Annotated in this window: 15 protein-coding genes; 12 read left to right on the top strand and 3 right to left on the bottom strand. The window is 49.1% G+C overall.

All coding sequences use genetic code 11. From position 1 onward, the window contains the following. Window positions 1–86: 86 nt before the first annotated feature. From PHW04_06440 to PHW04_06430, 3 genes are all read right to left on the bottom strand, one after another. Window positions 87–5,444, bottom strand: a complete 5,358-nt coding sequence (locus PHW04_06440) for a hypothetical protein (GenBank protein MDD2715517.1) — start codon at window positions 5,442–5,444, stop codon at window positions 87–89. Between the two features lie 80 nt (window positions 5,445–5,524). After that, window positions 5,525–6,478, bottom strand: coding sequence for a hypothetical protein (locus PHW04_06435; protein ID MDD2715516.1), 954 nt, complete (start codon window positions 6,476–6,478; stop codon window positions 5,525–5,527). Continuing rightward, a complete protein-coding gene (locus PHW04_06430) occupies window positions 6,475–7,356 on the bottom strand; it encodes a hypothetical protein (protein ID MDD2715515.1) in 882 nt (293 codons plus the stop codon). The genes PHW04_06435 and PHW04_06430 overlap by 4 nt, the downstream gene beginning before the upstream one ends. Before the next feature lie 216 nt (window positions 7,357–7,572). Here PHW04_06430 and PHW04_06425 point away from each other — a divergent pair, with 216 nt between their 5' ends. The 12 genes from PHW04_06425 (at window position 7,573) to fliG (ending at window position 20,297) form a co-directional block, all read left to right on the top strand. After that, the gene (locus PHW04_06425; protein ID MDD2715514.1) at window positions 7,573–9,018 is read left to right on the top strand and encodes an agmatine deiminase family protein; all 1,446 of its coding nucleotides are present in this window, start codon (window positions 7,573–7,575) and stop codon (window positions 9,016–9,018) included. A 113-nt stretch (window positions 9,019–9,131) separates the two neighbouring features. After that, window positions 9,132–10,382, top strand: coding sequence for a DPP IV N-terminal domain-containing protein (locus PHW04_06420; GenBank protein ID MDD2715513.1), 1,251 nt, complete (start codon window positions 9,132–9,134; stop codon window positions 10,380–10,382). 89 nt (window positions 10,383–10,471) lie between these two features. Beyond that, window positions 10,472–11,422 (top strand): carbamate kinase, encoded by a 951-nt coding sequence (gene arcC, locus PHW04_06415; GenBank protein MDD2715512.1) that lies wholly within the window; start codon window positions 10,472–10,474, stop codon window positions 11,420–11,422. Between the two features lie 52 nt (window positions 11,423–11,474). After that, on the top strand, window positions 11,475–12,689 hold the full coding sequence (locus PHW04_06410) for a YgeY family selenium metabolism-linked hydrolase (protein MDD2715511.1): 1,215 nt from the start codon (window positions 11,475–11,477) through the stop codon (window positions 12,687–12,689). A 21-nt stretch (window positions 12,690–12,710) separates the two neighbouring features. Then, a complete protein-coding gene (locus PHW04_06405) occupies window positions 12,711–13,508 on the top strand; it encodes an SUMF1/EgtB/PvdO family nonheme iron enzyme (GenBank protein ID MDD2715510.1) in 798 nt (265 codons plus the stop codon). Continuing rightward, entirely contained in the window at window positions 13,459–15,150 is a 1,692-nt protein-coding gene (locus PHW04_06400; GenBank protein ID MDD2715509.1) for a SpoIIE family protein phosphatase, read from the top strand. The genes PHW04_06405 and PHW04_06400 overlap by 50 nt, the downstream gene beginning before the upstream one ends. 16 nt (window positions 15,151–15,166) lie before the next feature. Further along, entirely contained in the window at window positions 15,167–15,517 is a 351-nt protein-coding gene (locus PHW04_06395; protein ID MDD2715508.1) for an STAS domain-containing protein, read from the top strand. A gap of 45 nt (window positions 15,518–15,562) precedes the next feature. Further along, window positions 15,563–16,372 (top strand): ABC transporter permease, encoded by an 810-nt coding sequence (locus tag PHW04_06390; GenBank protein ID MDD2715507.1) that lies wholly within the window; start codon window positions 15,563–15,565, stop codon window positions 16,370–16,372. A 13-nt stretch (window positions 16,373–16,385) separates the two neighbouring features. Beyond that, window positions 16,386–17,168, top strand: a complete 783-nt coding sequence (locus tag PHW04_06385) for an ABC transporter ATP-binding protein (protein ID MDD2715506.1) — start codon at window positions 16,386–16,388, stop codon at window positions 17,166–17,168. Window positions 17,169–17,336: 168 nt separating this feature from the next. Then, window positions 17,337–17,660 (top strand): flagellar hook-basal body complex protein FliE, encoded by a 324-nt coding sequence (locus PHW04_06380; protein MDD2715505.1) that lies wholly within the window; start codon window positions 17,337–17,339, stop codon window positions 17,658–17,660. A 72-nt stretch (window positions 17,661–17,732) separates the two neighbouring features. Then, the gene (gene fliF, locus PHW04_06375) at window positions 17,733–19,277 is read left to right on the top strand and encodes a flagellar basal-body MS-ring/collar protein FliF (protein ID MDD2715504.1); all 1,545 of its coding nucleotides are present in this window, start codon (window positions 17,733–17,735) and stop codon (window positions 19,275–19,277) included. Window positions 19,278–19,280: 3 nt separating this feature from the next. Next, window positions 19,281–20,297 (top strand): flagellar motor switch protein FliG, encoded by a 1,017-nt coding sequence (gene fliG, locus PHW04_06370; GenBank protein MDD2715503.1) that lies wholly within the window; start codon window positions 19,281–19,283, stop codon window positions 20,295–20,297. The last annotated feature ends 2 nt before the right edge of the window (window positions 20,298–20,299 follow it).

Genomic DNA, 20,299 nt, shown 5'->3' with positions numbered 1-20,299 from the left:
AATCTTAACAGAAAAAGGAGATACCTGCAAACGTAAAAGGCCCGCCTTGCGGCGGGCCTTTTGTGTTAGTGCTCACTGAAAAGTGCTTACAGACCGTCTGGATTGTTGAATTTGATGTCCATTTTCTTTCTCTTCAGCAATTCGTCCATAAGCTTGGTATCAAGGATTCTGAACGGGATCTCAAAAGCCCTGATATTTCCAGCTTTGTCCTTGACTTCGACTTTGATCCATTCCACAGTCCTGTCCACATCGTTCAGATCAATCCTCGTGCTGTCCCTGAACTGGAAGAAACAGACAGCATGTCTCAACTGGTCAGGGTAGATGTTGTCAATGCTGATGTTCTGGTTAGGCAGGCTGAGCTCTCCCTCGATCCCCTGGGTGAAATTATGAGTGATCTCCTTCACCGCATTCTGGAATGTGAATGGGAAGTTGCCGGACCCTCCATGTTCCTGCATCAGGTTGTGGCTGACAAGTTTCTCTGGTTCAATGTAATCCACATTGTCTCTTGCTCTGACTTCAAACATCACGCGCATGTCTTCGTCGATTCCGATCACATACGGTTTGCCTGCTCCGCCGGCTTCGGGCTTCAGCTTCAAGTATTCCATGAAGTTGAAGAATGGACTTTCCATGCAGCTGGCACCAGAAGGCTTGTCTGCAGGATCAAGTTCATATTTAGTCGGAGTCAGGAAGTAATCCGAAAGTACGGTCCGCTCGAGTTTGGGTTCTTCCACGCCATCGCCTGTGACAGTGATCCTGATTCTGCCGCGCTTCGTTCCGTTCAGGTTGTCAAGCTCAAGCAGAGTGTTTGTGTTTTCGTCCCAGACCATCGTGTCTGACAGCGCCGTTTTTTCAGGTGAAGCGGCAGAGATCACAGCGCTGTTCATGCTTTCGTCAGCAAAGCCGTATTTCGGATCGTCAAAGATATTGTCGCGGTCGTCGTCTGCCTGGATAAAGTTGATCACCCGCCCCAGTTTTGGGATGGAAATCAGGAACATCAGTTCAGGGGCGTCATTGTCCTGGTTGTCGACTTTGGCCAGGAAGCTCCAGGGTACATTGGCTACGACATCCCTGGGTGGGATTGTCCAGCTCGAACCCTGCATGTTCATAGTATTGCCTGTCGCGTCTTTTCCACAGACAAACCAGTAGAGCAGATTGTCATAGTTGGCTGCCATCGGTCCTACAGTGTCCTTAGGAATCCGCAGATACATGTAGCGGTGGATATGCCTCAGCAGTCCCAATTCTGCGCCGGTTTTCTGGTAATAGTCAGTGTCGTCCCGCTCATTGATCACCATTTTGTCGAAGTCATTCTGTATCTTGCCGTCGCCGGAAATATTACAGACATCTTTGTTATAATCTCCGCTCTCGGTATCTATCAGAGCTCCTTCGAAGTTGATCCCCCCGAGTTCCGTAGGATTTGGAATCCCACACTGGTAGTCGTGGTATACGTTCCTCTGTTCGGAATCCGGGTTGTTGTCATATTTCCCGTTGCCATCCCTGGCTGAAGGGTTGGCAATCTGGATCAGCATGTTGAAATCGCTCTGGTTGAGTTTGTGATTCGGGTTATTGTCCACAACCAGGTAATCCAGATTTCTGGGAAAGATATCTCCTGTTGTCGATCCATCGCCCTTCGCAATGAAGCGGTGTTTGTAGTAAAGAGCAGGTCCTTCCTTGTCTTTTACTTCAACCAGATATGATTTGAACTTGCTCACGTCGCCTTCGGGCGGGACATACTGCGCAGCAGTGTTGTCGATGTTCCTGTAGGAGTTCCTCGCATCAGCCCCGCACACCAGGTCATAATACGAGGGAACAGGGGTTGCGTTGGCTTCTGGGGGCTGCATGTCCCTGGGCTGCCAGTCGAGCGTGGGATAATTGAATTCGACCCAGACATAATAGAATGGGGCTTTCTGGTCGTCAGCCGGCGAAAGCGGCATTACCCATTTGTGGATGTCTGCGGGATCCAGTTTTATTTCAACCCTGTAAAGCTTCCTGCGATTCATGTCAGCGGGTGGCTGGCCTTCTTCAGGCATTCTGTCGAAAGCATCGATCTCCTTAGCCCTGACTTTGGAGACCACCAGGTTGCGGTCAGTCAGATTTCCGTCCCTGACCTTTGTCTGGAACCATCTGAAGAAAGGCGGATTAGCCTTGGAATCCCAGATGTATGCTCCTACATACCAGGCGAATTTGATGCTCTCCCAGTCCTTGTCGATCAGGGCGTTGCCAGGGATCGGCGTGGCCTGACCAGGACTGATGGGATTTGGCGTTGAGCCATCTTCATCCCCTGTGAAAGTTCCGACCCTGGTTGCGACATCTCCGTTGGGTTTCGGCACATCGAAACCGTTGTAAGGATAATCTTCGAGCGTGATCTTGCCGTCAAGATTATTATCCTTGCCCCCTGGGACAGGATCGCCTGGGTTGCCCCTGAGACAGTTGGCCATGTTGTTCGCGTCTCCTGCTCCAGGAACCGCGTTGTTGGGCATCCCTCCCCCGGCATAGTTCCAGACGCCGATGCCGTTGTATTCATCGAGCCAGGAAGAGGGGACTTCTGTGTCATTGGTGGTGGGGGCAGGTGGAGGACCCGCCTGATAAGGCTGGAGATATTTCGCCCACTGTACATAGAATGAGGCGCGGATCGGGGTCACAACGTCTTCCATGACCTTGAACCCGTAATTTCCGCCAGGCATTCCGGACAGTCCTGTGGCATCCTGACCTCCGGCTGTAGTCCTGATCTTGATGTGAGTAATGTATTGCCCCACCTGTATCGAGCGGTGCTTGACATGCAAGGTGCGCTGGGCAATGAAATTCGGGTCACCTGGTATCGTAGCAGTTCCCCATGCGTCCGGAAGGCCGCTGTCTGTTGTCCAGCCTCCTTTGAGCTTGCATTTCTTGTCGCGCCAGCTGAAAGTGGCGCGATCGGAAGTGGCATAGTAATAGCCGAGTTCGATTCTTTCATTCATGAAGGAAGGAAATGGCATTTCCTCGTAGTTATATCTCAGATAGACCGCCATTGCCTGGACATAGTAAACACCCGGGTCCTTGAAGTACAGGGAGAAACCCTTCTTCTCAATGTCTGTGCCGTCGGCATAAACATAATTGTCAGGAGTGTTCAAGACAGTGCGGTCCAGTTTTTCAGTGACAAGTTTGACGTTTTCATTGGCAGGAAGTCCGCCGTTTACCTGTCCCGGAATCGTCGGGGTGGCATTGGGCATCCACCATTCCAGCAGCTGCTTTCCGGTCAGGGAATCCAGAACCCTGAAGTAGTAGACAAGTCCGGGTCTGCCGTCTTTGGCCTTTTCCACCAGGCTGATGGGATAACCGCCTGTGAACGGGTTGTGGTTGTTGGTGGGCCGTTTCTGAAGCTCGGACTCGCCGAAATTGTCCTGTTTGTCCAGCGGGTCTCCACGGAAAGAAGGCGGATTTTCCACGCTGAATTCATACCAGTTGTCTTCTTCCACAAAATCCTCATCCGGTTTGGCTCCGTCGATATCCCTGCCGAGCGGACCAATAATATCGATATGCGCAATATCATCATCAGCGATCGGCGGTCCTGCGATATTGATCACAGCCAGGTCCACATCGATCTTGCTGGCGTCGACAGAACTGCTGACGTCCAGTGCGGCCTTGGCTTTCACCACACAGTTTGCCACGCCGTTGAGATAGGTGCCGAATTCCTGCCTGCGGTAGACATTACCGCCGAGGAAGATCTTGAAAACCCTCTTCTGGTTGGTGGTCTGAGCATTTTCTTTGCATCTGTAGACTGTACCGAACCAGCCGTCGCCGAGATAGACATCCCACATATGGGTGACGCCGGGAATCGGAGGATCACCAGGAGCCGGCACATATTTCCTGACATTTGCGATCACACCGGGGGAATTATCCGGATCCCAGCCTGGGGGCTGAAGTTCCTGCTTTTTGATCATGTAGTAGAGGTTGCCGATTCCGTCTCCGGCGATCGAGTAAATCTTGCCCGGATTCAGGGCAGCGAAGGTCATGTCATTGGTGCAGGTCTGCTGATTGCCCATGCCGGTAGGATTGCCTTCCATGTTTCTCATGCGGATCTGGCCTGGGGTGTTGTCATCGCCTGCCGCCTGCAGTTCATAGATGATTCCACCGTGTCCATCCCACTGGTCGGCTACAGACATGTCCGGTGCTTCGGAAAGGTAGATCCAGTCACCTGACCTGTCTCTGGTGGCCGCTCCGATCGAAGTGGTGCGGTGCGTGTAATCAGGCGGATTCCCGTTCGGATCATTGCCTGGATTCAGTTGCAGCCCGTTCTGGGCAAGCATTCCAGCGCCGATCTGCTCGGCGGAGCCGTTATCCGGCATCATCCTGGGCGGACAGTAAGCGAGCAGATTGGGATTGACAGGGTCCATCTCAGCTCCTGAGGCCACGTCTGTTTCCATCAGACCCACTTTCAGGATCGGTTCAGGTACGTCCTGGTAAAAATACCTGTGTCCTGTGCAGGTAATGCAGATGCACATGTACCCGAGGCCGCAGGTCGGCATGGGCTGAGCGCCGTAATCCTCGCCCGGAGGAGAGTCGTTGCAGGCCGATGCCTCGCACTGATATTTGTAATTGTCCTGAAAGTCTTTGAAAACCTTCTCAAAGCCGGAAAAAGTGTCGGCATACACGTCCCAGTCGCCGGCATCCTGAATGATATGCTTGGGATCCTGGTAATAGGCATCCCAGTAAGTAATATGCCGTTCCACAAAGTCGAGGATCCAGCTGAACTGGGAGCAGCCGTAATGGCTCGCAGTTCTCATGTGGGTGGGGCGTCCGTTGGGAAGAATGCCGTTGACGCTGGTGTCCATGCCGAAACCATTGGGGATGACCACATACTGCCTGTCATCCTTCCAGAAGTTGTTGCCGTAGCTGTAAACCCTGGCAAAGTCTCCCACACCGGACAGAGGCCAGCGCCCGCGGTTCTTGCCGTGCGCGGCAGCCTGATAGCCGTGGCCCCAGTGGCCGGCCCAGGTGCCTCCTCCGGCAGGGGTTCCGTTGGCCACAGCGCCGGGTCCGCCATAGGCCGCATAAATCGGCACTTTGTTCAGGCCTTTGCCGATGCGATAAAAATTACCGGCATTGAGGTCGCCCATCTCAGGGTAGCCCTCTCCAGCCAGTCTGGCTAATTCCTTGTTTGTAAGTCTGGGCGGTCCGAATTTACCCGCATTGTCAGCAGACAGGCAGTAGACGTTGCCGAACAGGTCGGCACCGATGGCTTTGCCGAACGTGCCTGGACTGAATAGATACTGAGCATTCTTGGCATGCCCGTCTGTGACCACGACTGTCTCTTGGGTTGCACGGAAAGGTCCGTAAACTCCTTTGTTCTTTCCGTCCCCGATCATCACATAAAGCAGTCCGTTCCGCTTGTATATATCGCCGTTACTCGATGCATAAAGATTGCAGAACAGGCCGAAAAGCAGGAAAAAGAGAAAGATTCTTTTCATACTTCCCCCAGGTTTATAGACTTTTATATTAAAATACTTATGTCCGGATGAATTTGTTTCATGCGATTTGAGCGCAGGGTTCATTTCAAGCCTTCCCTCAGATTGGTAATAATGGATTCCTGAACCTTGGAATGAATTTCACTCCCGTTCAACAATGCAGCTGCCACATCAGCAGTCAGGTCTGTGGTTTCCCCAGCCAGGAAACCCTGAAAATAGCCTTCTCCAGGCGGAGGTCCTCCTTCGTTTTCCAGCCTCTGCACATAGATCCCGGTGAACGATTTCAGGTCATTGCGGGACAGCATTTCCTTGCTGAAGATGCCGGACATTGCCAGGATCCGGTCAAAACTGGGCGCCGCGTAATCCCTGCCGGCCACAGCATTGTTTTTCGCTTTTTTGTAGACCGCACTGTTGATCACTAGGTCTATGCCCTTGGCATCAGCAACTTTTTTAACCGCCTCCCGGACATCTGCGCGGACCCTGGCAAGCAGCTTGGACGTTTCTTCCGGAGTGGTGAATTCCAGATAAAAAGTCCTGTTTTTCAAAGCTTTTTCCTCTTTCTGCAGACCGGCGATCTCCTGATCGATGGAGTCCACCTGTGCCTGCAACGGAGATAAAGTGCGTTCCAGCTGCTGGCTGCCAGTCACATTTATCTTCATTATTTCCTCCGGACTCTTTCCGTAACAGACTCTCGCCTGCTCCTGGGAATAATTGTTCTTGGCCATGTCCATTTTGCATTGCAGGCCCTGTTTAGCGGCATCCAGCGCCTCTTTTTTCTTTGTCAGTTCCGCGATTTTAGCCTGGTTCTCTGCCTCTGCTTTGGCCTTCGCTTCTTTAAGGTCTTTCTGCGCCGTTAAAATGCTCGCTTCGGACAGTTTCACGGTCAGCGGCCTGAGAAAAGCCTGATACTGCGGATAATAATACAAAAGAACCAGCGGATGGCAGTTGAAAGCCATTCCCAGATCCACCACGCCGGTGGCGGCCTCCAGAATCGGCAGCATCAAAACACAACTGACAATCAAAATTACTTTCCTCAATTGCTTCCTCCCCTAACCATTCCAAGTACAATTTCCCTGATTTCAAGAGAAACAGAGTATCTGTCATAGATTTTTCCCAGTATTTCGCAGGTGAAATCCGCACCCCCATAAAGAATGAATGTATCCCTGGCCCGGCAGAAATCCGGATAATCATTCAAAGCTCCAACCAGGCAGTCTACCAGACTCTGATCTGCTTCAGCCAGATCTTTACTGCGTCCGGCGCATAGACTACGGATATCTGCTTTGGCTGAAATCTTTTTTTCTCTCCTGTCAGATTCAGGAAGAAAAAAAAGCTTCCCGATGCTGGCTTCTTTCCTGATCTGTTCAATGGCTGAAGCAATGTCCTCCTGAATAGTTTTTTTCATGGAGTCTTCCTCTTTTTTTCCGGCAATGTATACCCTGCTTAATTCGTCCATTACTTTTCGCTGCTTTTCGTAGAGATCATTGATCCTGACTTCAATGGTTTTCTTTGCCTGCAAATAATTCCGGTCATTTTCGCTGATCACGGCTTCATCGGTCATTTGAGCCTGTGCGGATTTATACTGCTCGGCTAAAGCCTGCAGATTAAATTCCAGATCCGCAATATCGCCAAAGATTTTTCGGGCTTCGCGGATTTGGCTCTGGTGCTTTTCGCTAAGTTTTTTCCGCAGTTTAATCTGGATCAGATACAGGTTGTCGAGATCATATCCTCCTTTCCGCTTGGAAAGTGTAGTAGGAAGAATATATGTCCCCAAATCATCCAGGTAGAAAAAAAGATTGTATGGATGGAGTCTGTAAAGTAAAGACAAGTCAACGCTGCCATAAGGCGCAGCTGTAACCGGGGGGAGTGAAAATTGGAACTGGAGGAGCAGCAGAAGGGTAAAAAGAAAGAACCTCAATTACCGACCTCCGTAAAATATACGCTAACTTATAGTATAAGTTCTAATCACGTCTATTTCAATCGAAAAATCAGGAGTCTGATTCTATTCTTCCGGAATAAGACGACAGTCACCGCAGCGAAATGTAACAGGCAGTTTCAGGAAATTTCTTGCAATTTCTCTGAATAATTTTATAATTAGACTAAGTCGAGAATGTATTTTTAAGGGGGAGAGCGCATGTTAAGAAGCCTATTGCTGCTTTTGCTGATCACCGGAACAATCGTACTGCAGGCCGCCTGCCTGCCCAACAATCTCACTCCGCAAGAAAAAGCGTACATCCAGAATCATTTTGATGAATATCTGGCCACCAAGCACGTTGATACACGTGCATTGAGAGCTCCGGCCAATATAGCCTCCGCACCTTCTGAATTCGATCCGGCCGATGCCGTCTGCTTTGGCTGGGAAGGTTACACTTCGCTGCTTAAAGATCTGATCAAGTATGCGGCTGCTGACGGCAAAGTGATCGTCAGCTCTGACAGTTCATCACTCAGTTCCGCTAAAAGCGCTCTGACAAGCTATGGAGTCAACATGGCGAACGTGGAATTTTTCACCTGCAATCTGGATTCAGTCTGGATGCGCGACTACGGACCATGGTGGATTTACACTCAGGATGGCAACAGAGAAGTGATTGACCTGGATTATAATCGCCCCAGACCAAATGACGACCAGTTTCCGACCAAACTTGCCGCTTACCTGAAACTAAAAAGCCATCTCTGCCCTCTGATCACTGCAGGCGGCAACCTGATCCTGGACGGCCACGGCGTAGCCATCATGACAGACGTGGTTTTTGATGCCGGCGAAGGCTGCGACCCCAACCTGACAAGAGAACAGCTCAGCAAGTATATGAAGGATTACTTCGGAGTTAAAAAAGTGATCGTCCTCAAAAAAATGGTGGAAGACGGCACAGGTCATGTCGACATGTTCTGCAAACTTCTGACTGACGACACTTTTATCGTCGGCCAGTATAATCCGGCTTCAGACGGTGCCACAGGTAATGCCGCGGTCCTGGATGAAAACGCCAAGACACTGGCTTCAGAAACCAACGGCCTGGGCAATCCCTTCAAAGTCGTCCGCATCCCGATGCCCAATGTCCACGACGGCGGATATGGAACCACCTCTTATTCCTATACCAACTCGCTTATTTTCAATAAAAAGGTGCTGGTGCCGATTTACGGAAAAGCCCAGGACCAGGCTGCACTTGATGTTTACAAGAAAATCCTTCCCGGATACGACGTCAAGGGCTTTGACTGCAATGACATCATCACAGCCAATGGTGCGATTCACTGCATTACCAAGCTGGTCGCGAAAGCACCTGTAACCCTCCGGCACGATGCAGTCAGAGATTCCAGAGCCGGCGAAGAGACTCAGATCCGTGTCTCCATCGACAGCATCAATCCCTTAAATCAGGATGGAGTCTGCGCTTACTGGTCCACCAGCCCGGAAGGCGTGTTCAAGCAGATCAAACTGACAGGCGGCAGCGGAACTTTCGAAGGCGTGATTCCTGCGCAGCAGTCTGGAATTTCGATTTATTATTATCTGGAAGCTGAAGATTCCACCGGTATTTATAAAACCCTGCCTTCATCAGCTCCCGAAAATGGAACTTACAGCTACAACGTGAATTAAGTTTTTTTACCTGAATCAAAAAAGTCCTGCCTATGCAGGACTTTTTTATTTGCAAAACCTAGCGTTTTACAGGATACTGATCTGGACTTTCAATTTCACAGAGGCCTCCCAAAATGGTGTCCAATTTCTTTCACAATCCGAAAGCTAACCCTCAGAAATCCGGCAGGCGTGCCTTTACAGTGATTGAGCTCTCGATCGTGGTCACCATGATCTTCATCCTGCTGGCAGTTGCATATCAGCATTACCAGTCAGCAATCGATCAGAGCCGTAACCTGAAAGTCAAGGCGGATCTTGCCAAACTGTCAGATTACTGCAGGCTTTACTTCAAACAGAAAGCCCACTGGCCCACCAGCATTTTAGACCTGAGAAATTACTTCAGCAGCAGTACGGATAGAGGAATGACGGATTCACAGGGATTTTTTGACTCCTGGAACAATCAATACCTGCTTGATCCATTTTTCTGCAGAATCGTCAGCAAAGGTCCTAACGGAATTCTGGAAGTCCAGTTCGGGGGCGCGGACGCAGCCAACGGACTGGCAGCAGGCGAGCCAATTCCGGACGGCAGCCACTGGATCGATCCGAACTCGTCAACCCCATCAAATGGAGATGATTTGTTTGCTGATTACTATAGCAAGCAAATAGTCATCACGAAGATCTCAGAGCATGATTTGTGGAGTACTGACATGTCAGGGGAGCATCTCAGAAACCTCACAGCAAGCTCCGGCAAGATAGACCAGAACCCATATTTTTCGCTGGACGGGTCCATGGTAGTTTTCTCTTCCAACAGAAACGGGTCTTCATTCGACATTTACAGCATAAGTTCGGACGGGAGCAATCTGAAGCGCCTGACTTCCGCTCCAGCGGGAGTAGATTATAATTATCCCTGCTGCAGTCCGGATAACGGAAAAATAATCTTCACCCGTTCTAGCGGTTCGAATTACCAGTTATATGTGGTTGACTCGGCCGGGGGTGGCGAAAAAAATCTGTCAAACAATAATTACAACGATAAATACAGCAGCTTTTCCCCGCTTGGCAACCGCGTAACTTTCACGTCAGACCGGGACGGCAACTGGGAAATTTTCACGATGGACTCTGATGGGAACAACCAGGTTCAGATTACATATACCAATGTTGAAAATACATATCCCTCATTTTCTCCGGATGGCAGCAGCATCATTTTTACCAGGGGAGGCAATCTGTTCCTGGTATCAGCCGATGGGAATAATCTCACCCAGCTCACTGACGGAGGGGATTTCTCCAGCGGCTTTTATTTCCAGGAAGGGGAAAAGCTGGTGGCTGCATCAGGCAGCAAGGGTATAGTTCTCATGAATAAAGACGGATCTAATGTGACACCGATCCAGTAATGAATCACGCTCTGAATTTGAATCTTATGTTTTTTTCAGGGATAATACGTTCAAGATCAATAATTTCAGATTTTGCATAGGAGGACTCCATGGGGAAAAAGAAAATCGCAGTGATTGCGCTTGGGGGAAATGCGCTCAGTAAACCTGGCGAAATCGGCGACATCCCACAGCAATTTGCAAATACCAGAGCAACCTGTCTGCATGTGCTCAAATTCATGGAAAAAGGGTTTCAGCTCTGCCTGACCCATGGCAATGGCCCCCAGGTTGGAAACGCCCTCAGGAGAGTGGAACTGGCAGAAAATGAAATTTATCCGCTGGACCTGGGAATCTGTGTTGCTGACACCGAAGGTGGAATGGGATACATGATTCAGCAGGAAATGAGAAATACATTTCTGAAGCAGAAGATTACCCCGAAAGATGTTGTAACTGTCATTACACAGGTCATTATCGATAAAAATGACCAGGCTTTCAAAAATCCCACCAAACCGATCGGCCGTTTTTTCAGGGCCAAGGAAGCAGAAACCATGATCAGGGAAAAGAAATGGATCATGGTCGAAGATGCGGGGCGAGGATGGCGGCGGGTTGTGCCTTCGCCAAGACCGCTCCGGATCGTGGAGGCTTCTGTGGTAAAAAGGCTGCTGGCAGATGATGTGATCGTGATTGCATGCGGAGGTGGGGGAATTCCTGTAATCGAGCTCGATCACGGGATCCTGGACGGACTGGAAGCTGTAATCGATAAAGATTACGCCTCTTCGCTCCTCGCCCAGGAAATCGAGGCGGATTTCCTGCTGATCGCGACAGGCGTTGATCAGGTTGCCATCAATTTCGGCAAAAAAAATCAGGAACTGTTTTCCGAACTGAGTGTGGATAAAGCCATGCACTATCTTGAACAGGGTGAATTTCCCAAAGGATCAATGGGGCCGAAAATCATTGCGGCCTGCGATTTTGTCAAAAAAACCGGGAAACCGGCCATTATCACCTCGCTGGAAAAAATGGAAGAAGCCATCGAAGGAAAGTCGGGTACAAGGATAGTGAGATGATTAAGAGACTCTTTAAAACTACTGTTTTATTAGATTCTCTAATGGGGGATTCATGCAGGAAAAAGTAAGATTAATCAAAGAAAAAGTTCACGAATACGAAAAAGACATGGTTTCTTTTCTGAGAGATATCATCTCGATTCCTTCTCACAGCGGCAGAGAGAAAAAAGTCGTGCAGCGCATCCAGAAGGAAATGAAGAAAGTCGGTCTGGACGAGATCAGAGTGGACGGCCTTGGCAATATTATCGGCCGTCTGGGCAGCGGGTCGAAAATTCTAGCCTATGATGCCCACATAGATACCGTGGAAGTCGGAGACCCTTCTCTCTGGGACTCAATGGACCCTTTCAAGGGAAAGCTTCAGGACGGCATCATTTACGGCCGGGGGGCATCGGATCAGAAAGCGCCTGTCGCGTCTTTTGTCTATGCCGCCAAAATCATCAAGGAGCTGGGGCTGTCCGGCGACTATACCCTTTATCTCGTTGGCAGCGTGATGGAAGAGGATTGCGACGGTCTCTGCTGGCAGTATCTCATCAATGAAGAAAAACTCAGACCGGATCTGGTTGTGATCACAGAACCGACAAATCTGAACATCTATCGCGGCCACCGTGGACGGATGGAAATCAGGGTGGTTGTGAAAGGTTTGTCCTGCCACGGATCTGCACCTGAACGCGGGGACAATGCCATCTATAAAATGGCCGACATTGTCAAGGAAATCGAAGCGCTGAACGGCAGACTCAGACAGAATGATTTTCTGGGCAAGGGTACAGTCACAGTCACACAGATCTTTTTTTCCTCCCCTTCCCAGTGCGCAGTCCCTGATGAATGCACGATCCAGCTGGACCGCCGCCTGACCACAGGCGAAACGAAAGACACGGCAGTAGCTGAAATCCAGGCTCTCCAGTCAGTCAAAAAGCACGGCGGCCGCGTGGAAATCCTGAAATACCAGAACCCAGCCTACACTGGCCTCGTTTATCCTACGGAAAAATATTATCCGACCTGGACCCTTCCTGACGACCACCCCTACCTTGCCAAGGCCAGAACCGCATTTGAGCTGATCTTCCAAAAACAGCCCCTTGTCGACAAATGGACCTTCTCCACCAACGGAGTCGCCATCATGGGAATGCATGGAATCCCCTGCATCGGTTTCGGCCCTGCCAATGAGATTTATGCACACAGTCCGAAGGATCAGGTGCCTGTAGAGCATGTGCTGTCAGCCTGCGAATTCTACTGCGTTTTTCCGCAGATTTTTGCAGGAATCGATGAAAACTGATCAATCTGCTGCGGAGGTGATATGAAGATTATCCTTTTTTTCTGCCTGTCCCTGGCTGTTTCCCTGTACGCTGAATCAAGGATGATCTACATCCCTGAAGGAAACTTCAAGCAGGGCCTTTCTGATGCTAAGGCCTCATTTTTAATCCAGAATGGAGGGGACATCACCTGGACCGCCAACTGCACCCCGCAGCGCGAAGTTTATCTAGCTTCCTACTATATCGACAGGTATGAAGTGACCCGTGCTGAATACAAGGCTTTTGAACCGAATCATTATTACAGGGATCAGGAAGCGGGCATGCCTGTGACCAACATTACCTGGTACGATGCCAGCGAATACGCCAAATGGGCCGGCAAGCGCCTGCCCACGGAGGAAGAATGGGAAAAGGCAGCTCGCGGCTCATTCGGCAGAATTTTCCCCTGGGGAGATGAGCCTGATTTTCAGTCAGCCCATACCAAATCCCTGATTGTTCCGGGTTACAACGGACTGGTGCCTGTGGAAATGTTTAAAAAGGACATCAGCCCTTATGGTGTTTATGATATGGGAGGCAATGCCTGCGAATGGACCGGGAGTTTTTACCTCAAATATCCCGGCAATGGGGTATTCAACCGCAAGTATGGCCGGAACTATTACGTAATCCGGGGAGGTTCTTTTCTCTATGGTCACCTGGAAACCTTCTGTTCAAGCAGAAAATGCGGCAAGCCGGACCTGAAAAATATAGATATCGGTTTCCGCTGTGTAATGAGCGTTGAAAACTACATAAAAAATTATGGCCACGAAAAACACCTGCAAAATCTCAGAGCTCAATCAAAAAATTAAACGCCTTTCCAGCCTGATCAGGATCAGCGCCCTTCTGAATTCCACTCTGGACCTGGACAAAATCCTGAACATCATCATGCGGTCGGCAAAAAAGGTCATGATGGCTGAAGCGGCAACTCTTTTCCTATATGACGAGGTCTCAGGGAAGCTGAACGCTGAAATCGCCTATGGCCGGGTCAGCCACAAAATAAAGGGAAAAATCACGATCGAGCTGGGTCAGGGGATTGCCGGGTGGGTCGGAGAAAACCGGAAACCACTTGTGGTATCCGACACCAGCAAAGACAGCCGATTTTTTTCCAACGTAGACCGGGAAACCGGCTTTATAACCCGCTCTGTCGCCTGTGTTCCCCTGGTATACCAGAAAAGGCTGATTGGAGTAGCCCAGGTTCTGAACAAAAAAAAAGGCGGTTTCACTGAAGAAGATGTCGAAGTCTTCAGTACTTTCGCCAATCAGGCGGCGATAGCCCTGGAAAACGCCAAACTGCACAATGAAACTCTCAAAGTGCAGTTGATCGAACAGGAACTGAACCTGGCGCAACTGATCCAGAACAGCTTCCTGCCCAGGATCGAGGATAATCTCTGCGAAGAATGCGATGTCGGGATCATGAAAAAAGGTGCCTTCAACGTCAGCGGAGACTTCTTCGACATTTTTCACGTCAACCAGAAAAAACAATTCTTCATCTTCGGCGACATCTCAGGCAAAGGCATACCTGCCGCAATCTTCATGGCAAACCTTGTTTCGAAAATCCGCTATCTGGTTTACAGATATCAGGAATTATCGGATTTTGTGAGCTGCCTGAATAACGAAATCCACCAGACAAGCCAGCGCGGCATGTTCACAACTCTGGTGGCAGGATTCATTGATCTGGAAAAAAGGCAGATCCAGTTCATGAACTGCGGACATCTTCCCTTGGGATATTTTCAGTCAAAAAAACACCGCTGGGAACTGCTCTCAACACAACAGAATATCCCGCTCGGGATACTGCCTGACACTCTTTTCCACAGCGAAAAAATCGAGTTTGAAAAGGGAGACATGATCCTGATGTTTTCGGATGGTGTGACTGAAGCCAGAAACCGGAAAGGCAAAGAATTTGGCCTGCGGAAGCTTTGCTCGTTACTGCCGAAGCGGAACTTCACATCCCAGGAGATGGTAGAGAAGATTTATTCAGAGTTGTTGATTTTCTGCCAGTCCGAACATTTTCACGATGATGTGACACTGTTCGCTCTTTCCAACTGTTTGAAACCGGATTTCTGCAAACTCAACATCGTATCTTCAGCAACCACTGTCAGGGACCTGCGGGCAACCATCGAAAATTTTTTGAGGAGAAACGGACTGCCTGAAATGACTGTCGCGAGAATTGTACTTGCTGTTGACGAGGCCATCAGCAATATAATAAAATACAGTTACCAGAATCGGAGCATGATGCCGATTGAACTCACCCTGACTGCGCTGAAACATAAAATTGAATTTCAGATCAGGGATTTTGGAGTACCCGTCGATACCGCAAAGTTGAAATTGAAAGATCTGAACGATGTCTCACCTGGAGGCTTGGGGTTGAATTTCATTTACCAGATCATGGACGAAGTAAATTTCAACCCCCTGGACACAGGGACTGAACTTCTGATGACAAAATACATTTAAAGGCATTTGAGGAAACATGGAAATCATCTTGAAAAATCTGAACGACAAACTGTTGATTAAGGTGCAGGGGACAGTCGACCTCTATTCTTCACCGGAATTGAGGGAAGAAATACAGTCACAGCTCAAGAGCAAGAGTTTCCGGGAAATCATCATCGACCTGGGTGAAGTGAATTACATAGACAGTTCAGGAATTGCCACTCTTGTCGAAGGCCTGCAGGTATCGGGAAAACTTTCCAAAAAATTCTCCCTGGTCCATCTCACCGCTAAAGTGAGAGATGTATTCAGCCTGGCCCGGCTGGAAAAAGTCTTCACGATTTACGAAGATCAGAAATTCGACGAAATTTCCAAAGCTCCCCCTGAAAAATGAAAGCGAGAACCTCATGATGACTCCTGCTGGAAGCGCAAACTGTCTTTGAACACTCTTCTAGTCAAATGGCCCGGTAAAATCGGATCTGTCTTCTTTTCTTTACTGGGAAAAGTGAACGAATTTTACTGTTTCATCAGGGATGGCTTTTACCACACTTTTCTTGCTCCTTTATCCGGCAAGAAGAAGCCTTCTGCCACTGACACGGTTTCGCAAATGATAAATGTCGGCCTGGATTCAACACCGATCGTACTTACAATTTCCACTTTCATCGGCATGATTCTGGCAATGCAGACAGCCTATCAATTGAAAAAATACGGGATAGTCCAGCGGGTCGGAGATTTAGTCTCAGTATCCATCACCAGGGAACTGGGACCACTGATCACGGCTATTATAGTGGCAGGCAGAATCGGGGCATCGTACGCTGCCGAGATCGGTACTATGAAGGTTTCCGAGGAAATCGATGCCCTGCGCAGCATGGCACTCAATCCGATCCGGTTCCTGGTCTCACCCCGCCTGCTGGGGATGATCGTGATGCTTCCCTGCCTCACCATTTTTGGGAACATCATGGGAATCCTGGGTGGATTCTTCATTTCCTATTACAACCTGGGAATTTCTTCTGCAATCTACTGGGACAGAGTGATAAACGCCCTGGTGTTCAAGGATATCATCACAGGACTGATCAAAAGCTTCTTTTTCGCGTTGATAATTGTATTCGTCGGCTGTTTTCAAGGTTTTACCGTGGAAAATGGCGCTGCCGGTGTCGGCCGCAATACTACCAATTCCGTGGTAGCATCCATCTTCCTGATCATCGCTGCGGACTGTTTCTTTACTGCCCTGTTTTACTTCGCCTTTTGAGGAGCGCCAGAAAATGAATCCGATGATCCGCATCCGAAATCTGTCCACCTATTACGGAGAACGGAAAATTCTCTCGGAAATCAATCTGGAGATTTTGGAAGGAGAGAGGATGGTGATCCTGGGGGCCAGCGGCTGCGGTAAAACCACCCTCCTGCGACACATCATAGGCTTACTGCGTCCTGCAGAAGGACAGATCGTGGTCGACGGCACAGACATCGCAAAGCTTCCGGAAGAGGAAATAGACAAAGTACGACTTAAAATGGGCGTGTTGTTCCAGAGTGGCGCTCTCTTCAATTCAATCTCGGTCGGAGAAAATGTGGCTTTGCCGCTGAAAGAACATACGGCATTGAACGAGAAAGTAATCCAGATCATGACCAAAATGAAACTGGAATCAGTTGGCCTGGCCGGTTTCGAAGAGCTGATGCCTGGTGAACTTTCCGGAGGCATGAGAAAAAGGGCAGGTCTGGCGAGAGCCATGGCGATGGATCCTAAAATTCTTTTCTTCGACGAGCCGTCTTCCGGCTTAGACCCGATCGTGGCCGACGGCATTGACAACCTGATCCTGAAGATTTCCAGAGCCTTCAAGACCACCATGGTCGTTGTGACTCATGATCTCAAATCCGCCTTCAAGATTGCTGACAGGATCACCCTGCTTTTCAAGGGAGAAATTCTGGTCACCGGAAGACCGGAAGAGCTTAGGGACAGCAAAGATTCCAGGATTCAGAATTTTCTGGCTGGCCATGCCACAGAAGAAGAAATCGATACCAAAGCATATCTTGAGAGACTGATGTCGTGATGTTTTCCAGGCTTTCGCTCGTTCGACCCGATTTTTCTGCCAATCCTTAAATCACTGCAGATCGTGAAAAAATTGGTCATGAGGTATTGGGAAGCTTTTTACTATTCATACTGCTGAGGATATAATAAATAGGAATTTTGGCTGACGGTTTAAGAAATTCAAGCGGGCGTGACTTTACGAGGTGACAGGGTGATAACCATCAACGCCTGGGACTTGCAGCCCAAAGAGATCGTACCCGAAAAGTCGCGCCAGACAGCTAACCAACATCCACCTACCAGTTTTGGTGAAATTTTTTCTGCTTCCCTGAACAAAGTGGATTTTCTTCAGAAAACCACAGAGCAGAAAGAAAAACTTTCTCTGTCCGGCGAACTTGAAAAAGCCCATGAAATGATGCTGGACGCGGAAAAATCCAGGATCGTGCTGGATCTCACGGTCGAAGTCCGGGACAAACTGCTGGAAGCCTATCAAACCTTAGAGAGCATGTCCGTTTAAGGTGATTATCTTTGGCGAATTATAGATTAGGACAGGGATAATAAATCCCGACAATAGAGAGGGTAAGAGTTCATGCTGGAGTTTTGGAAACAGATCCGTGATCATTTTTTGAAATTAAAAAAAGAGCAGCGCCTGTTCCTGATTGCGATTTTCGCACTGATTACAGTAACCTTTTCCTTGTTGCTGGCCTGGTCTTTCAAAACAGAGTGGACCCCTCTCTTCGATAAACTGGATGCCAAGTCCGCAGGTAAAGTGATCGCAAAACTGAAAGAACTGCCGTCATATCGCTACAAAGTGGACGAAACCACCGGAATGATCTATGTTCCGATCAAAGATAAAGCCAGGATCCGGATCGAACTTGCCAACAGCAATTCCCTTCCCGAAGTTTCCTCAGGTTATAAGGAAATCTTTCAGGAATCCGGTATCTGGACAGAAACCCGGGAGAAAGAGCGTCTCAATTTTCTCCGCGGCCTTCAAGGAGAACTGGAACGTACGATCAGCGAAATCGACATAGTGGATCAGGTTCGGGTCCTGATCGTAGTTCCCGAGCAGCGATTGTTCAAAGAAGACCAGCAGCAGCCTACAGCCTCTGTGGTGCTTAAATTCAAACCGTTCACTGAAGACATCAAGCCGGACCAGGTGAAGGGAATCCAGAATCTGGTGGCCTACGCAGTCGAAGGATTGAAACCGCAGAACGTCAAGGTCATTGACATGCTGGGACGGATCATTTCCGATTCAGTTGTATATGAAGAGACGGACGAAGGCAGGACCACTGTAGCCATGAAGCTTCAGAAGCAAACTGAAAAAGAGCTTGAAGCCAAAGCCCAGAGCATGCTGGAGCAAGTACTGGGACCGGGAAAAGCTGTGGTCAGGGTGGTGGTGGAACTGGATTTCAACAAACGGGAAACCACCAGTACTGAACTGGCTCCCCCGATTGCCGGTGAAGACACCGGGGTCAAGACCTCCGAGGAAACCGAGAAAGAACAGTATAAAGGAAGTGCAGTACCAGGAGCTCCTGGAATAAAAGGCAATCCGGCTGTAAATAAAGTGGTGAACGGGGAAAACTTGGACTACAACCGTAACCGCACAGTCAGCAACTATGATTATAACAAGACCGAAAAGAGGGAAGTGCATGCTCCCGGTACCATCAAACACCTGTCAATTTCAGTGATTGCTGACGTCTCGCTGGACGAAAAAAATCTCGCCGCCCTCACCAACAATGTTAAAAACGCTGTCGGTTTTGTTGAAAACAGAGACAGCATCCAGTTCACCCAAATGACTTTCTCTAAGGAACTTATGAATGAAACCTTCAAAAACTGGGAATCAAACCAGAAGAAAAAGCTGTTGATTACCATCGAAATCCTGGTATCAGTGTTGCTGATCTCGGTCACTATATTCCTTTTGTTATGGCTGATCCGTAAGAGAAAAGAAAAAGAAATCCTCTCCGAAGCCGATGACGATGAAAATATTGTAATCGAAGATATTCTCGAAGATACCCTGTCCAACGAAGAGCGCACGCGGAAACAGACTGAAGAAGACATCCGCGAACGGGCTCGAAAAAATCCTAAAGACATGGCTAATTTACTCAGGCTCTGGATCATGGAGGAGTCACAATAAATTATGGTCAAAGGAAAAAAACTTGAACTTACCGGCCGCCAGAAGGCTGCAGTCCTGCTGATTTTTTTGGGTCCTGATGTTTCATCGGACATTTTCAAGCAGTTGAGCGACGATGAAATCGAGATGCTCACTCTTGAAATTGCCAGAATGCAGACCGTCAATTCAGAAACTACAAACCAGGTGATCGAAGAATTCAATTCTATGCTGAAAGCTCAGAAATATCTGTCTTCAGGAGGTATCTCCTATGCCAGAGACGTGCTGGAAAAAGCTCTCGGCTCTAAAAAGGCTGCTGAAATCCTCAGCAAGCTGACTTCCAGTTTCCCTGTCCGCCCCTTTGAAATTGTGCGCGCCACTGAGCCATCCCAGCTGATCAATTTTATCCAGAACGAGCATCCTCAGGTAATCGCGCTGATCCTGGCTTATCTGCAACCGGAGAAAGCCGCAGTTGTTCTTGCTTCCCTGCCCGAAGAAGTACAGGCGGATGTGACCAAAAGACTGGCTGTTATGGACCGCACTTCTCCTGAGGTCATCCGCGAAGTTGAACGCCTGCTGGAAAAGAAACTTTCCTCCATACTGCCGGAAGATTACACCAGTGTGGGCGGTATCGATTCCACTGTGGAGATTCTCAACAAAGTCGACCGCGGCACAGAAAACACCATCATCGAAGCCCTCGAAGTGCAGGACCCTGAACTGGCGGAGGAAATCAAGAAGCGCATGTTCGTCTTCGAAGATGTCGTTTCCATAGACGACCGCGGCATTCAGAGAGTCCTGCGCGAGATCGACATGCGAGAACTTGCCGTGGCACTAAAAGGAACGAATGATGACGTGCTGGAAAAGTTTCGGAACAACATGTCGAAGCGCGCTACCGCGATGCTGCAGGAAGACATGGAATATATGGGTCCTGTGCGTGTCCGGGATGTAGAGGAAGCACAGCAGAAAATCGTAAATGTAATCCGCAGCCTGGAAGAAACCGGCGAAATCATCATTGCCCGCGGCAGCGAAGAAGAACTGGTATCCTGAGG

It is taken from the genome of Candidatus Wallbacteria bacterium (genome assembly GCA_028687545.1).
In the GTDB taxonomy this organism is placed as follows: domain Bacteria; phylum Muiribacteriota; class JAQTZZ01; order JAQTZZ01; family JAQTZZ01; genus JAQTZZ01.
Note: the sequence above shows the minus strand (reverse complement) of the source record. Positions and strands in the feature narration are given on the sequence as shown.

Excerpts from the sequence above, each read along its gene's own strand:
- PHW04_06405 (MDD2715510.1), top strand. The coding sequence starts at position 12,711 with ATGAAGATTATCCTTTTTTTCTGCCTGTCCCTGGCTGTTTCCCTGTAC.
- fliG (MDD2715503.1), top strand. The coding sequence starts at position 19,281 with ATGGTCAAAGGAAAAAAACTTGAACTTACCGGCCGCCAGAAGGCTGCA.
- PHW04_06420 (MDD2715513.1), top strand. The coding sequence starts at position 9,132 with ATGGTGTCCAATTTCTTTCACAATCCGAAAGCTAACCCTCAGAAATCC.
- PHW04_06425 (MDD2715514.1), top strand. The coding sequence starts at position 7,573 with ATGTTAAGAAGCCTATTGCTGCTTTTGCTGATCACCGGAACAATCGTA.
- PHW04_06395 (MDD2715508.1), top strand. The coding sequence starts at position 15,167 with ATGGAAATCATCTTGAAAAATCTGAACGACAAACTGTTGATTAAGGTG.
- fliF (MDD2715504.1), top strand. The coding sequence starts at position 17,733 with ATGCTGGAGTTTTGGAAACAGATCCGTGATCATTTTTTGAAATTAAAA.
- PHW04_06440 (MDD2715517.1), bottom strand. The coding sequence starts at position 5,444 with ATGAAAAGAATCTTTCTCTTTTTCCTGCTTTTCGGCCTGTTCTGCAAT.
- arcC (MDD2715512.1), top strand. The coding sequence starts at position 10,472 with ATGGGGAAAAAGAAAATCGCAGTGATTGCGCTTGGGGGAAATGCGCTC.
- PHW04_06400 (MDD2715509.1), top strand. The coding sequence starts at position 13,459 with ATGGCCACGAAAAACACCTGCAAAATCTCAGAGCTCAATCAAAAAATT.
- PHW04_06385 (MDD2715506.1), top strand. The coding sequence starts at position 16,386 with ATGAATCCGATGATCCGCATCCGAAATCTGTCCACCTATTACGGAGAA.
- PHW04_06410 (MDD2715511.1), top strand. The coding sequence starts at position 11,475 with ATGCAGGAAAAAGTAAGATTAATCAAAGAAAAAGTTCACGAATACGAA.